The 12,905-nt window shown below is 72.7% G+C and carries 17 protein-coding genes; 7 read left to right on the top strand and 10 right to left on the bottom strand.

The window, feature by feature from the left end:
- The coding region (locus G5C51_RS20630) for a hypothetical protein (protein ID WP_165239542.1) at positions 1-803 on the top strand (803 nt) is incomplete at its 5' end.
- A 138-nt stretch (positions 804-941) separates the two neighbouring features.
- Complete coding sequence (locus tag G5C51_RS20625; protein ID WP_165239540.1) at positions 942-1,286, top strand: STAS domain-containing protein; 345 nt, start codon at positions 942-944, stop codon at positions 1,284-1,286.
- On the opposite strand, the gene G5C51_RS20620 is transcribed toward G5C51_RS20625, so the two are convergent.
- Genes G5C51_RS20620 through G5C51_RS20610 form a run of 3 tightly spaced genes read right to left on the bottom strand, consistent with a single transcriptional unit; the run spans position 1,267 to position 3,271 of the window.
- Complete coding sequence (locus G5C51_RS20620) at positions 1,267-2,496, bottom strand: sigma-70 family RNA polymerase sigma factor (RefSeq protein ID WP_165239538.1); 1,230 nt, start codon at positions 2,494-2,496, stop codon at positions 1,267-1,269. The two genes, G5C51_RS20625 and G5C51_RS20620, sit on opposite strands and share 20 nt — an antisense overlap.
- Positions 2,493-2,852, bottom strand: a complete 360-nt coding sequence (locus G5C51_RS20615) for a YciI family protein (protein ID WP_165239536.1) — start codon at positions 2,850-2,852, stop codon at positions 2,493-2,495. Before G5C51_RS20615 ends, G5C51_RS20620 begins: the two co-directional genes overlap by 4 nt.
- Positions 2,849-3,271 (bottom strand): VOC family protein, encoded by a 423-nt coding sequence (locus G5C51_RS20610; protein ID WP_165239534.1) that lies wholly within the window; start codon positions 3,269-3,271, stop codon positions 2,849-2,851. Before G5C51_RS20610 ends, G5C51_RS20615 begins: the two co-directional genes overlap by 4 nt.
- Before the next feature lie 98 nt (positions 3,272-3,369).
- Between G5C51_RS20610 and G5C51_RS20605 the strand changes: the two genes are divergently transcribed.
- The gene (locus G5C51_RS20605; protein ID WP_165239532.1) at positions 3,370-3,774 is read left to right on the top strand and encodes a VOC family protein; all 405 of its coding nucleotides are present in this window, start codon (positions 3,370-3,372) and stop codon (positions 3,772-3,774) included.
- Here the strand turns inward: G5C51_RS20605 and G5C51_RS20600 are convergent.
- Genes G5C51_RS20600 through G5C51_RS20590 form a run of 3 tightly spaced genes read right to left on the bottom strand, consistent with a single transcriptional unit; the run spans position 3,737 to position 7,114 of the window.
- On the bottom strand, positions 3,737-4,834 hold the full coding sequence (locus G5C51_RS20600; protein ID WP_165239530.1) for a magnesium and cobalt transport protein CorA: 1,098 nt from the start codon (positions 4,832-4,834) through the stop codon (positions 3,737-3,739). The two genes, G5C51_RS20605 and G5C51_RS20600, sit on opposite strands and share 38 nt — an antisense overlap.
- A gap of 55 nt (positions 4,835-4,889) precedes the next feature.
- The gene (locus tag G5C51_RS20595) at positions 4,890-5,612 is read right to left on the bottom strand and encodes an aspartate/glutamate racemase family protein (RefSeq protein ID WP_165239528.1); all 723 of its coding nucleotides are present in this window, start codon (positions 5,610-5,612) and stop codon (positions 4,890-4,892) included.
- Positions 5,613-5,617: 5 nt separating this feature from the next.
- A complete protein-coding gene (locus G5C51_RS20590) occupies positions 5,618-7,114 on the bottom strand; it encodes an NCS1 family nucleobase:cation symporter-1 (protein WP_165239526.1) in 1,497 nt (498 codons plus the stop codon).
- 133 nt (positions 7,115-7,247) lie between these two features.
- On the opposite strand from G5C51_RS20590, the gene G5C51_RS20585 reads away from it, so the two are divergent.
- Both G5C51_RS20585 and G5C51_RS20580 read left to right on the top strand, forming a co-directional pair.
- Entirely contained in the window at positions 7,248-7,898 is a 651-nt protein-coding gene (locus G5C51_RS20585) for a GntR family transcriptional regulator (protein WP_165239524.1), read from the top strand.
- Positions 7,899-7,964: 66 nt separating this feature from the next.
- Positions 7,965-9,017: a CopD family protein gene (locus G5C51_RS20580; RefSeq protein ID WP_165239522.1), complete on the top strand. Its 1,053-nt coding sequence runs from the start codon at positions 7,965-7,967 to the stop codon at positions 9,015-9,017.
- Here the strand turns inward: G5C51_RS20580 and G5C51_RS20575 are convergent.
- The 4 genes from G5C51_RS20575 to G5C51_RS20560 form a co-directional block, all read right to left on the bottom strand.
- Positions 9,007-9,411: a VOC family protein gene (locus G5C51_RS20575; protein WP_165239521.1), complete on the bottom strand. Its 405-nt coding sequence runs from the start codon at positions 9,409-9,411 to the stop codon at positions 9,007-9,009. The genes G5C51_RS20580 and G5C51_RS20575 overlap by 11 nt on opposite strands.
- 130 nt (positions 9,412-9,541) lie before the next feature.
- On the bottom strand, positions 9,542-9,961 hold the full coding sequence (locus G5C51_RS20570; RefSeq protein ID WP_165239519.1) for a cytidine deaminase family protein: 420 nt from the start codon (positions 9,959-9,961) through the stop codon (positions 9,542-9,544).
- Positions 9,962-9,982: 21 nt separating this feature from the next.
- On the bottom strand, positions 9,983-10,378 hold the full coding sequence (locus tag G5C51_RS20565; RefSeq protein ID WP_165239517.1) for a hypothetical protein: 396 nt from the start codon (positions 10,376-10,378) through the stop codon (positions 9,983-9,985).
- Between the two features lie 159 nt (positions 10,379-10,537).
- Positions 10,538-11,263 carry a class I SAM-dependent methyltransferase gene (locus G5C51_RS20560; RefSeq protein WP_165239515.1) on the bottom strand — a complete coding sequence of 242 codons (726 nt, stop codon included), beginning with the start codon at positions 11,261-11,263 and terminating at the stop codon, positions 10,538-10,540.
- Between the two features lie 84 nt (positions 11,264-11,347).
- Between G5C51_RS20560 and G5C51_RS20555 the strand changes: the two genes are divergently transcribed.
- Positions 11,348-11,602 carry a hypothetical protein gene (locus G5C51_RS20555; RefSeq protein WP_165239513.1) on the top strand — a complete coding sequence of 85 codons (255 nt, stop codon included), beginning with the start codon at positions 11,348-11,350 and terminating at the stop codon, positions 11,600-11,602.
- A gap of 41 nt (positions 11,603-11,643) precedes the next feature.
- Complete coding sequence (locus G5C51_RS20550; RefSeq protein ID WP_165239511.1) at positions 11,644-12,804, top strand: sensor histidine kinase; 1,161 nt, start codon at positions 11,644-11,646, stop codon at positions 12,802-12,804.
- Positions 12,805-12,905: the final 101 nt, after the last annotated feature.

Genomic DNA, 12,905 nt, shown 5'->3' with positions numbered 1-12,905 from the left:
CTGAAGCGGCGGGCGGCGGGGGGCTGCTGATTCTGGAGTCCTGCGAGTCGGCGGGTGACGGGCTCGATGCCGACGGGCTGGATGCAGCCGGGCTCGACGCCGCCGGCCTCGACGCCGCCAAGCTCGCCGCCGACGGCACCCGCGTGCTCGCCACCAGCCGCTGCCCGCTGCCCGGCTCGATCAATCTGCACCTCGGTCCGCTCGACCGGCCCGACGCCGTCGCCCTGTTCGGGCGGCACGCGCAGCGGCACGGCGTGGACGTGGCCGCGACCGACAGGGACCGGGCGCTCGCCGACGACGTCTGCGCGCTGCTGGAGGACGAGCCGCTGGCGCTCGTCCTCGCCGCCGCGCAGCTGCACCGCACCTCGCTGCCCGCCCTGGCGGCGCGCCTCATCGACGCCGGCGGGTGCCTGGCGCTGACGGCGGAGGACGCCGCCGTACCGCCGCGGCACCGGTCGCTGCGGAGCAGCCTCGGCTGGAGCCACCAGCTGTGCACCGCGGACGAGCGGCTGCTGTGGGCCCGGCTGAGCGTCTTCTCCGACGCCTTCACCGCGGCCGCCGCCTGGCGGGTGTGCGCCGACGAGCGGCTGCGCGGCGCGGCGCTGACGACGGCGCTCGAGGGCCTGCACCGCCAGTCGGTCGTGCAGTCACAGGCCAACGGGCGGCGCCCCGGCACCTGGTACCGCCTCCCGCGCACCACCCGCGCCTACGGAGCCGAGTGGCTGCTGCGCCTCGGCGAGGAACCGGCCTTCCGCAGCCGCTGCCTGGAGTGGTCGATGGGAGCGGACCTCGACCCGGACTGAGGGCTGTTGAGCAACTAGGGGCGCGTAAGCCCGTGCGCGCGCCCCGTCCGCGCTACCCCACACCACCAAAAAGCCGGAGTCCCCCGCTCCCCTACTGCCCGCCGCGATTAACTTCGGTGGGCGTCCAGGGAGAGCACCATGAACATGTCGATCCGCTTCGAGCTCGACTGCCTCGTGATCGAGCTGCCCGATGTGATCGACATCGGCAATGAGGCGGCCGTCCGCGCCGAACTCCTGCTCCACCTCCGCGACTGCGGCCGGCACACCCGCCGCGTCGTCCTCGATCTCACCGCGCCGCTCGCCACCGCCGCCGCGATCTCCGTCGTCCTCGACGCCCAGCAGGAGGCGGCCGAGCACGGCCTGCTGCTGAGCGTGGCGGCGCCGCGGCGGCTGGCCCGCGAGCCGTTCCGGATCACCAGCGCGGACCGGCAGTGCCCGGTGTACGACTCGCTCGACAAGGCCCTCATCGAGGACGGCGACTGAGGCCGCCGTCCGCCCGCTCCCGCAGCACCGCCCGCTCGGCGGGGTTCGTGGTCAGGTCCAGGGCGCGGCGGTCCGCGGCGCGGGCCTCGTCCGCCCGGCCCAGGTCGCGGAGCAGGTCGGCGCGGGTGGCGTGCAGCAGGTGGTACTGCGCCAACTGCCCGGCGAGCGCGTCCACTTCGGCGAGCGCCGGCTCCGGGCCCTGCACGTACCGCAGCGCGATGGCCCGGTGCAGCCGCGTGACCGGCGACGGGGCGAAGTGCAGCAGCATGTCGTAGAGCACCAGGATCTGTTCCCAGTCGGTGTCCTCCCAGCGCGCCGCCTCCGCGTGACAGGCCACGATCGCGGCCTGCAGCTGATACGGCCCGGGGCGCCGCCGCCGGGCCGCCCTGGTCAGCAGGGCGGTCGCGGCCGCGATGGCCTCGTGGTCCCAGCGGGAGCGGTCCTGGTCCGCGAGCCGCACCAGGTGGCCTTGCGGCGTGAAGCGGGCGGCGTTACGGGCCCGGTGCAGGCGGATCAGGGCGAGCAGCCCGGCCGGCTCCGGCTCGGCGGGCATCAGGCGGTGCAGCAGGGCGGCGAGCCATTCGGCGTCGTCGGCGAGGTCGTGCGACTGGGGCGCGCCGGACGTGGCCAGATAGCCCTCGTTGAAGAGCAGGTAGATCACCGCGAGCACCTGGGCGAGGCGGCCGGCGAGCTCGTCGTCCGCGGGGATCCGATACGGGATACCGGCCCGGGTGATCTTCTGCTTGGCGCGGGTGATGCGCTGCGCGACGGTGGACTCCCGCACCAGAAAGGCCCGGGCGATCTGGGCGGTGGTCAGCCCGCACACCACCCGCAGGGTGAGCGCGATCTGCGCCTCCTGGGTCAGCGCCGGGTGGCAGCAGGTGAAGACCAGCCGCAGCCGCTCATCGGGCTCGTCGTCCGCTTCCCGCGGCGGCCAGGTGAGCAGCTCCAGCTTCCGCCGGTGGTTCTCCTCGCGGCGCAGCAGGTCCAGGCCGCGGCGCTTGGCCACGGTGAAGAGCCAGCCGTCGGGCCGCTCCGGGATACCGTCCTCGGGCCAGTGCTTCAGCGCCGCCAGCACGGCGTCCTGCACCAGGTCCTCGGCGGTGCCGAAGTCGCCGGTGAGATGGATCAGCGCGGCGGCGAGCCGGCCCGCGTGCTCGCGTACGACACGGGCCAGCTCGTCCGCCTCGGGCGCCGGACCCGTGGTCACGCCGGCGCGCTCGGCACACTCAGCAGCGGCCGGATCTCCACCACCGGGCAGCCCGGCCAGCTGCGCACCATCCGCAGCGCCTCATCGAGATCGGCGACATCGATCTCGGCGATGCCGCTGACGACCTCCTTGCCCTCGACATACGGCCCGTCGACCACGACCGGCTCCCCGCCGCCGAGCCGCACGGTCGTCGCCGTCTCGGGTTCCTGCAGCTTCTGGTGATACGTGACCTTGTCACTGTTGGCGGCGAACCAGTCGTACACCCGCTGATACGCCCGCCCCCGCTCGGCATCACTCATGGCGGCCAGCTCGGCGGCGAACTCCTCGTTGTCCGCGAACATCAGCACATACTTCACAGCTTCACGTCCTCGATGTGGGTGGCCACGGTCCAGCCGTGCCCGTACGGGTCGATGAGGTAGCCGTCCCGGTCACCGTAGAACCGGTCCTCCGGCGCCCGCTTCAGCGTCGCGCCCAGCTCGACCGCGCGGGCCACGACGGCATCGACGTCCTCGACGTAGACGAAGAGAAAGGCGGAGCCGCCGGGCAGCCCGCCGGCCGGCGGCGCCTCCGTCCCCCGCGCGGGCGCGGCGTCCTCGACGATGAGCACGGAGTCGCCGACCTCGGTCTCGGCGTGCGCGATCCCCCCGTCCGGGGCGGCGAAGCGCATCCGCTCGCGGGCCCCGAAGACCTCGCGGTAGAAGTCGAGCGCCTTGGCCGCGTCCCGGACGACGAGGCAGGGGGTGATGCGGCGGTACGTATCGGGGATGGGCTTCATGGCGTCTCCTCCGGTCAGCGGTGGCCCGTTCGGCCCTGTTGAAAAAGAGACGAACGGCGCGACGGCCGATACGACATCCGCGGCTCTAGGATCGCCGCATGCCCGCACGCTTCAAGGACCTCGCGCTGGATGCCCGCGACCACCATGCGCTCGCCGACTGGTGGTGCCGCGCCATGGGATACGAAATCCGGGAGGGGAGGGAGGAGCGGCCGCGCGAGTGGCCGATCCCCATCCACGACCCGTACGACCGGGCCCCGCTCATCTGGATCAACCCGGTGCCGGAGTCGAAGACCGTGAAGAACCGCATGCACCTGGACGTCTGGGGCCACACCGAGGAGCTCCTCGCCCTCGGCGCCACCCTCGTCCGCCCCCACGACGACATCATCGACTGGGACGTCCTCGCCGACCCGGAAGGCAACGAATTCTGCGTCTTCCCCCCACCGAAGCGCGCCCCGGGCTCCCAGCTCAGAGCCACCCGTTCCGGCGAAAACCCCGGTGCATGAAGAAGCAGGTCACGGCGATCACGCCCAGGATGAGCGGGTAGCCGTAGGTCCAGCGGAGTTCTGGCATGTGGTCGAAGTTCATGCCGTAGACGCCGCAGACCATCGTGGGGACCGCCAGGATGGCGGCCCAGGAGGTGATCTTGCGCATGTCCTCGTTCTGGGCGACGGAGACCTGCGCGAGGTTGGCCTGCAGGATCGAGTCCGTCAGGGCGTCGAAGCCGGAGACGTGTTCGCAGACCCGGGCCAGGCGGCCGGCGGTGTGCCGGACGTAGCGGCGCAGCGGGTGCGGGAGCAGCGGCGGCGGGTCGTCGGCGAGCTGCTGCAGGGGGCGCAGCAACGGGGTCACGGCGCGCTTGAATTCCAGTAGCTCGCGCTTGAGCTGGTGTATCTGGGCGGCGTCGGCGCTGCGGCCGCGGTGGTCGGCGAAGACCGATTCCTCCACCGTGTCGACGTCCTCCTGCAGGTCGTCGCAGACCTGGAGATACGTCTCCACGGCCCGGTCGGCGACCGCGTGCAGCACCGATACGGGCCCCAGCGCCAGCCGCTCCGGGTCGTGCTCGAGCTCCTCGCGCAGCGGGCCGAGGGAGCCGTGGCCGCCGTGCCTGACCGTGATCACGAAGTCCTTGCCCGCGATCGTCATGATCTCGCCGGTGTCGACGACCTCGCTGTCCGCGGTGAGCTCCGAGTGCTCCACGTAGCGGACCGTCTTCACGACCGAGACCAGCGCCTCGTCGTAGCGGTCGATCTTTGCCCGCCGGCTCGGCTCCACCGCGTCCATCACCGTCAGCGGGTGCAGCCCGAACTCCTCGGCGATCTCGGCCAGCTCCGCCTCCTGCGGCTGGTAGAGCCCGATCCACACGAACGCGTCCCCGCCCAGCTTGCGCACCTCGGCGACCGCCTCGGCCGCGGTGCAGCGGCCGGACTGCCGGCGGCCGCGGGCGTAGACGGCGCAGTTGACCACCGAGCTGCCGAGCGGGGAACGCGCGGGGTGGGCAAGGTCCACCATCGGCCGGCGCGGCTTGATCAGCCGGGCGGCCTTGTGGATCGGCGGGAACTTCATCAGTCGGCTCCTGGTGGCGGTCGGGAACCCGGCCAGTCTTACCCACCACCGGGCTTCACATGTCACCAGGCCAGACACGCCGCTTCGGCAGCGGCTTCGCGTACGTCCCCACCCTGCTGGTTCCCAGCCCGAGTGTGACCAGGCTCTCCGCCAGCCGCACCCCCGCGGTGACGCCGTCGACCACCGGCAGGCCGAGCTTCGCCTGCAGCCCGGGCGCGACCCCGGCGAGCCCCGCGCAGCCGAGGACGAGCACCTCGGCCCCGGCCGCGCGGGCCCGGTCGGCGGCCTCGGCGAGGCGGCCCATGCCCGCTCCGGAGCCGAGCGCCGCCTCCAGCTCGAGTACCCCGAGGCCGGTGCCGACCACCGCCGCGCAGTGCGCGCCGACCCCGGCCGTGTGCAGGCTGTCCTCGATCTGCGCGCGGGAGCGGTCGAGGGTGGTCAGCACCCCGTACCGGCGGCCGAGCAGGCAGGCCAGGTGCGCGCCCGCCTCGGTGATGTCGACCACCGGCACGTCGAGCAGCTCCCGCGCCCCCTCCCGCCCGTGCTCGCCGAAGCCCGCCATCACCAGCGCGTCGTACGGCTCCGGGCAGGTGCGCAGCGCGTCGAGGACCGCGGCGGCCGTGAGATAGCTGTCCAGCCAGCCCTCCGCCGACTCCGGGCCCCAGGCCGGGGTGATCCCGAAGACCTCGGTGCCGGGGGAGGCGGCCGTGCGGGCGCCGCGCACGATGGCGTCCGTCATCGCCCGCGTGGTGTTGCAGTTGGACACCGCGATCCGCATCCGCCTCAGCCCTCCGGTACGGCGTCTCCGGCGACGGTGCCCGCCCCGGCGACGACCGGCTCCGCGGCAACCGCGGGCGCCCGCTCGCTCCGGCAGACCGCCGCGTACAGCGCCGCCCCGGCCGCGGTCCCGATGAACCACGAGTACGGCGCCACCGTGTCGAAGGCCGGCACGAGTGCGATCACCGCAGCCACGGTGGCCGACGGGACGAACGCCCACAGCGCCTTCGGATTGACGCCGCCCCGGTAGTAATAGCGCGATCCGGGCGCCGCGTTGAAGAGCTCGTCGACGTCGATCCGCTCCCGCTTCACCCAGAAGTAGTCGACCATCATGATCCCGAAGAGCGGGCCGAGGAAGGCGCCCAGGCCGCCGAGGAAGTAGTTCACGACGTCCGGGTTGGAGTAGAGATTCCACGGCGTGACCAGCAGCGCCGCCACCGTGCTGATCATGCCGCCGACCTTGAAGGTGATCTTCTGCGGCCAGACGTTGGCCAGGTCGTACGCGGGGGAGACGAAGTTCGCCACGATGTTCACGCCCATGGTGGCGATGGCGAAGGTGAGCGCGGCGAGGATCAGCACCCAGGTGTTGCCGACCTCGGCGACCAGCAGCGCCGGCTCGGTGATGGTCTTGCCGAAGACCTCGAAGCTGCCCGCGGTGACGATCACCGAAAGCACCACGAAGGCGGTCGAGTTGATCGGCAGACCCCAGAAGTTGCCGCGCTTGACCGTGCGGTAGTCCGGCGAGAAGCGGGAGAAGTCGCAGAAGTTCAGCATCAGCGTCCCGTACGTGGCGAGGACCAGCCCGATGGCGCCGAACCACTGCCGCACCTGCTCCCCGGTCGAGACCGGATGCGGGGTGGAGGTCAGCGAGATGGTCCAGCCGGCCTTGGAGAGGATCCACAGGGCGAGCGCGAGCATCACGACCCAGATGGCCGGGCCGCAGAAGTCCTGGAATTTACGGACCGACTCCATGCCGCGGCTGATGATCAGCGCCTGGACCACCCAGAGGAAGAGGAACGACGCCCAGCCGAGCGCGTCCAGACCGAGGAAGGAGTGCTCGGTCCACGACTTCAGGTCCGGCTGGGCGGCGAGCAGCATGACGTTGACCGCGACGGACGCGAGATAGGTCTGGATCCCGTACCACATGATGGCGATCACGGCCCTGATCAGGGCGGGGATATTGGCGCCCCAGACGCCGAAGCTGATCCGGCTGACGACGGGGAACGGCACGCCGTGGCGCTGGCCGATCTTTCCCATCTGATTCATGCCGAGATAGATCAGCACGAAGCCGATCAGCAGCGAGGTGAAGACCTGCCACACGCTGAGGCCGAGGACCAACAGGCCCGCGGCGAAGGTGTAGTTGCCGAGGTTGTGGACGTCGGACATCCACAGCGCGAACAGGTCGTAGACCTTCCATTTGCGCTCGCCCGCCGGGGCGAGGTCGTCGTTGGTCAGCCGGGGGTCGGGGACGGCCGGCGGGGCGGTGCTCTTTGCGAGGGACATCAGAGGCCTCCATCCGCTGGTTTGGTATACCAACGCGCTTGGCGGCATGGTGTCGCTGTCGGCCGCGACTGGGAATATCCGCGGAGTTACGTCTCCGTAAAACCCGCGCCGGACGGTCGGCCAAAATGGGGGCATGACGACCGTGGAGCCGCTGGGCGCCGTACGCGAACGGGTGCTGGCGGCGCTCCGAGGAGACATCATCGCCGGGCGGCTGCGCCCCGGCGACCGCCTCGTCGAGCGCGAACTGGCCGACCGCTTCGGGGTGTCGAGGGTCCCGGTGCGGGAGGCGATCAGGGCGCTGGTCGGCGAGGGCTTCGTCGCCTTCGAGACCCCGCGCCGGACCGTGGTGCGACGGCTGACCAGGACGGATGTACGGGAGCTCTTCGAGCTGCGGGAGGCGCTGGAGGTGTACGCGGCCGGTCTCGCGGCGGAGCGGGCCGGGCGCGACGAGCTGGCGGCGCTGGAGGAGCTGCTCGACCGGGCGGCGAAGGCCACGGCGGGCGGCGACGGGGAGGCGATCGCGGACGCCAACACCCGCTTCCACGACGGGATCCTGGCGCTGGCGGGGAACGGCCTGCTGGTGGAGGTCATGCAGCCGGTCGACGGCCGGCTGCGCTGGCTGACCCGGCGCAACGAGGAGTGGCGGCAGCTGCTCGGCGAGCACCGGGAGCTGTACGCGGCGATCGCGTCGGGCGACGCGGGCCGGGCACGGGCGCAGGCACTGGCACATGTGCGGGCGAACTACCGGCTGACGGTGCGGCAGCTCTTCGGGGAGACCGGCTGACCGCAGGGGTTCCCCCAGTTGCCCGCAGCGGTTGCCGACCCCTCGCGCCCTGGCGAGGCTCGTGCCGTGGGTTCGACTCGTACGAAGACGGCGGCGGCCGGTCCCGCTGCCCAGGCCGCGCTCCCTGCGCCGGCTTCCCCTGTCGATGCCGCCGGCAGGGCGCCCCGCCCCACCCGGGCGGTTCTGTTTCTTGTCCTTGTTATCGCCGCCGGGCTGGTGCCGCTGCTCGGGCCGGCGGTGGCGCTGCGCGGGACCAGTGATGCGTCGGCGCCCGCCGCCGGGCTGGTGACGGCGCTGCGCGGGGTGGTGTTCGCGGCGCTGTCCGTGCAGGCCGGTGAGGTGTATGTGCGGTGGCTCGGGCGGCGGATTCCCGGGCTGCCGGGAGTGTCCCGCGGCTGGTCGTTCTATGCCGCCGGGGTCGGCGCGGCCGCCGCCGCGGGCCTCGTCGCCGTAATGAACAGCGCCGACCTCGTCACCCGCCACACCGGCGACGGCATCGCGGCCTCCGGCGTCTACGGCACCCGCGACGGGATGCTCGCCCTGCTGGAGGTCAATGCCTTCGTCGCCGCCGGCCTGTGCGCCCGCTCGCGGCGGCCGGGGACGCAGGCGATCCCGCTGGCCGTGATCGTGTTCGCCGAGGCGCTGCGCGCCCACTCCCCGTACGAGGACTGGCCGCTGCTCGGCTCCGGGCTGACCCTGGTCCACCTCACCTGCGCCGCTCTCTGGGCCGGCGGCCTGCTGGCGGTGCTGCGGCGGCTGCGGCGGTGGCGTACCACCGCACCCGCCGCCGGTGCCGCACTGCTCGCCCGCTACGCCCGGCTCGCGTCGCTGCTGCTGGCCGGCGTCACCGCGACCGGCATCGTCAGCTCGCTGCGCCGCATCCCGCCGCACTGGATCGAGCTGCAGCTGCTGACCACCGCGTACGGCCGTGTCCTGATCGCCAAACTGCTGGTCGTCGCCGCGGTCTGCGCCCTGGCCCTGCTGGCCCGCCGCCGCCTGCGCCGCTCCCCCGACCCGCTGTCCGCCACCGAGCCCGCGCACGCGGAACTCGCCGCCCTCGCCGTGGTCGTGGCCCTGTCGGCGCTGCTGACGGCGGTGCCGCTGCCGATCAACTGGTAGCGGCCGGCTCCGCGTCGGTCGCCCACTCGACCAGCTGCACCACCACCCCGTTCGGGTCCGTCACCTGGAACAGCCGCTCGCCCCACTCCTCCTCGCGCAGCGGCATGGTGATGTTCGCGCCCGCCGCCCGCAGCCGCCGCTCGTGCTCGGCCAGGCCGCTGACCGTGTACGCCACGATCAGCCCGGCCGCGCGCTGGTCCCGCTGCTCCGCGGGCAGCACCTCCGTACCGCGGCGCAGCAGCACGATGTCCGCGGCCGCGCCGCCGCGGCCGAGGGCGGCGAAGCCGTCGGCGGCGTGCCGCACTTGATAGCCGAGGTGGGTGGTGAAGAAGTCGCGGGAGGCGTCGACGTCGTCGACGGTCAGGGAGATGGTGGTGCTGGTCACGTCATCCATGGCCCCAGCCTCGGGCCGGGCGGCGCCGCCGGACAACAGCGGATCGGGCAACGCGCGATAACCGCCCGGTTATCAGTCCGCTCAGACCCCTCAGTCCGCCCGCTCAGTCCGCTAAGTCCGCCAAGCACCCTCAGTCCACGGACGACCACGGCGTCGGCAGCGGCAGCAGGTCCTCGACCCGTACGCTCCGCACTCCCGCCGGCGTCGGCAGCAGGACGCGGATGCCCGGGTGGTAGTCGAAGAGGATCTGCCGGTCGCGGCCGCAGGGGCCGACCGGGCCGCGGCCGCCGTCGCCGACCGCGACGATCGTGGTGAGCTCGCGGGCGCCGGAGGCGCGGGCGTGGCCGAGGGCGACCAGTTCGGCGCAGGGGCCGCCGGTGAAGTGGAAGAGGTTGATGCCGCCGTAGACGCGGCCGTCGGCGGCGCGGACCGCGGCGCCCATCGTGTGGACGCCGCGGCCCGCGCCGTCGCCGTGCTCGTCCACGATCTGCCGGGCGTGCGCGATCAGCTCGTGGTCGGCGGGGGTGAGCTCCGCTGCGGGGATGTGCATCGGCGCAGCGTAACGCGGGTCCTACATGGTCCACTTGAGCAAGGCCGCCGCGGGCCGCGCGTCCGTGGTCTTGAGCGTCTCCCACGAGCTCGGGTCCCCCGTGCCCGGGCTCGGGGCGGGCCGCTCGGTCTCATAGCCGGGCGCCGCCTTGTAGACGCGGCTGGATCTGCCGTCGCCCTCCCACTGCTCGCGTACGAAGACGCGCTGCCCGCCGGGCTTGGGCTGCGGCCCGTGCTCGGGGCCGCCCGCGTCGTGGCAGGAGCGGGCGGTGGTCAGCGGCGGGTCGGCGGCGCGCGCCGGGCCCTCCGTCAGGAAGGCGATGGTGAAGACCATGGCGAGGAGGGCGATGATCGTCGCGCGCTGGACCGCGGGGTGGAGCTGGAATTTCGTCGATACGGGGTGGAACTCGAACTGCATACGGTGACCGGTGTCCCTTCCGGTGTCGGCGGGGGACATACACATGGCATATGTCCGTTTTGAGCAGGAATGGCCACCGTAGGACAGTGATCTGGGTTACGCCAATCGGGCGTATCGGCTCGTGAGAAGCCGCGTGAGAAGTCGCGCGCGAAGCCCCGGTCAGCGACGCCGCGCCAGCACCGTCCGGCACAGCGGGCTGCCGTCAGGCCGCGTCCCGAGCTCGGGCAGTGCGTACGTCTCCACCGTGAAGCCGGCGGCCGCGAGCTCGGCGCGGACCCGCGGGAGGCCGAAGGTCCGGTAGTACATGACGAAGGTGGGGCGCCACAGCGCGTTCCGCACCCGCATCGCGGCGTCGAAGCCCCACAGCGTCCAGTACGCCCGCGAGCCGACCCGCGGCGGCGCCGGGACCGGGAAGGCGAAGCCGCCGCCGGGGCGCAGCACGCGGTGGACCTGCGCGAACAGCTCCGGCCGCTCGGCGGGCAGAAAGTGTCCGAAGGCGCCGAAGGTCGCCACCAGGTCGAAGGAGCCGGGGGCGAAGGGGAGAGCCCGGACGTCGGCCCGTACCCAGCGGGGGTCAAGGGCGCCCGGGGCCGAGGCGGCGCGCGCGGTGTCCAGCATCCCGGCGCTGAAGTCGACGCCGGTCACCGACCGCTCGCACAGGCCGCGCAGCGCCTCGGTGCCCGCGCCCGTGCCGCAGCACAGATCGAGGCCGTCGGCGAAGGGACCGAGCGGCTTCAGCCCGGCGATGAAGGCGTCGAGCACCCGGGCGGGGGTGCGGAACGGGGTGGCGTCGAACTTCGGCGCCAGCAGATCGTAGCCGCGCTCGATCGAGGAGAGCGCCTGGACGGCCAGCTCACGGGCGGTGGGTCCCTCGGGCGTGAACATCAGGCACAGACTACCCGTATCGGAAAGTTAGGTGTACTATGCATTTAAAGCTTCCGGCCACCGGATACACCTAAGAAAGAGAGTGTGGCCACCATGAACACCGTCGTCCTCGACAAGGCCGTCTTCCTCCTCCGCGATGTGCACCAGTCCCCCTCGGCCGCCCAGCGCGCACTGAAGGGCTACTTCCCGGAGCTCGGCCTGATCGAGCGCGCCCAGCACGTCCGGGCCGCCTACGACTCCCTGCACGCCGGCCGCATCCTCAGCCGCCCGGCCCCGTCCGAGCTGAGCGACCCGAGCCGCTTCGCCGCCGCCCACGAGCGGCACGGCTTCGGCGACTGACGCGGCCTCGCACCCCGCCCGGGATGCGAGAATGGGGCGAAATGCCAGCCCCGCTCACCTATGACGCACTTGCGCGCGCCCTCACCGACGGGCCCCGCGCCGTGCAGCTGCGCACGCTGCTCGCCGTCCTGGCGACCCTGCCGCTGGCCTGGGGAGCGATCGCCTCGCCTTCGACCGGGCTGGTCGACGGGCGGGCGGCCGGGCTGATCGCGATCGGCGTGCTCGCCGCCGCGACCCCGCTCTGCGAGCGGGCGCTGCCGCTGTACGCGCTGGTGGCGCTCGGCGCCTTCCTGGTCACGGGGCAGACCATCTGCCTGGCGTACGCCCTCTTCGCCGCCACCAGGACGCGCCGCCTCGACCTGATCCTGCTGCTCGTCGTCGTACCGCTGACACTCGCCCTCGTGCACCCGCAGGCGCTCGTCGTGCAGGGCGCGAAGGGGGCGCTGACCTTCAGCACCACGTGGGTGCTGCTCGGCTTCCCGATCGCCGTCGGCGTCGCGGTCAACGTCGCCAACGAGGCCGGCCTGCTCCGTATCTCCCGCGAGACCGAGCGCGCCGCACTGCGCGAGAGCCTGCTGCGCGAGCGCCGGATGCAGCAGCGCGAGCACCTGGTGCAGACGATCCACGACGGGGTCGGCCACCAGGTGTCGCTGATGAGCGTGCAGTCGATGGCGATCGGGGCGCGCAAGGACGTACCGGACGAGGTCAAAGCGAAGTGCGACCTCATCCAGGCCGCGGGCTCGGACGCGATGCAGTCGCTGTCCAGCGTGCTGCGGATCATGCGGCAGAACGAGGAGGAGCACCACCACGACCTGCCCGGCGAATCCGGCTCGGCGGCGGAGATCGACAGCCTCGTCGCTACGTACCGGCAGTACGGGCAGTCCATCGCCGCGGATGTCCGGGTGCCGGACGGGCTGTCGCCGGATGTGTCGGCGCTGCTGTACCGGGCGGCGGAGGAGTCGCTGAGCAATACGGTGCGGCATGCGCAGGGGGCACGGGTGACGGTGCGCCTCGCGGCGGCGGACGACGCCGTGGTGCTGGAGGTCGGCAATGCCGCGCCGCCGGCGCACGCCCCGTCGCTGCCCGGCACCGGCCATGGCCAGCAGCAGCTGGCGAAGGCGGTGCGGTCGGCGGGCGGCGCGATGTCGGCGGGGCCGACGGAGGGCGGGGGCTATCTGCTGCGGGTGTCGCTGCCGCGATGACCTTGCGGTCGCGCCCCGGGCGATCGCGCCTGCGGCGCTCGCCCTCAAGCGCCGGGCGGGCTTGATCGTGCGTAGGCGAGCACGGCCACTGTGGCCCCGGC

This window comes from Streptomyces coryli (assembly GCF_011044975.1).
Lineage (GTDB): Bacteria > Actinomycetota > Actinomycetes > Streptomycetales > Streptomycetaceae > Streptomyces > Streptomyces coryli.
This window is presented reverse-complemented; position numbering and strand designations above follow the sequence as displayed.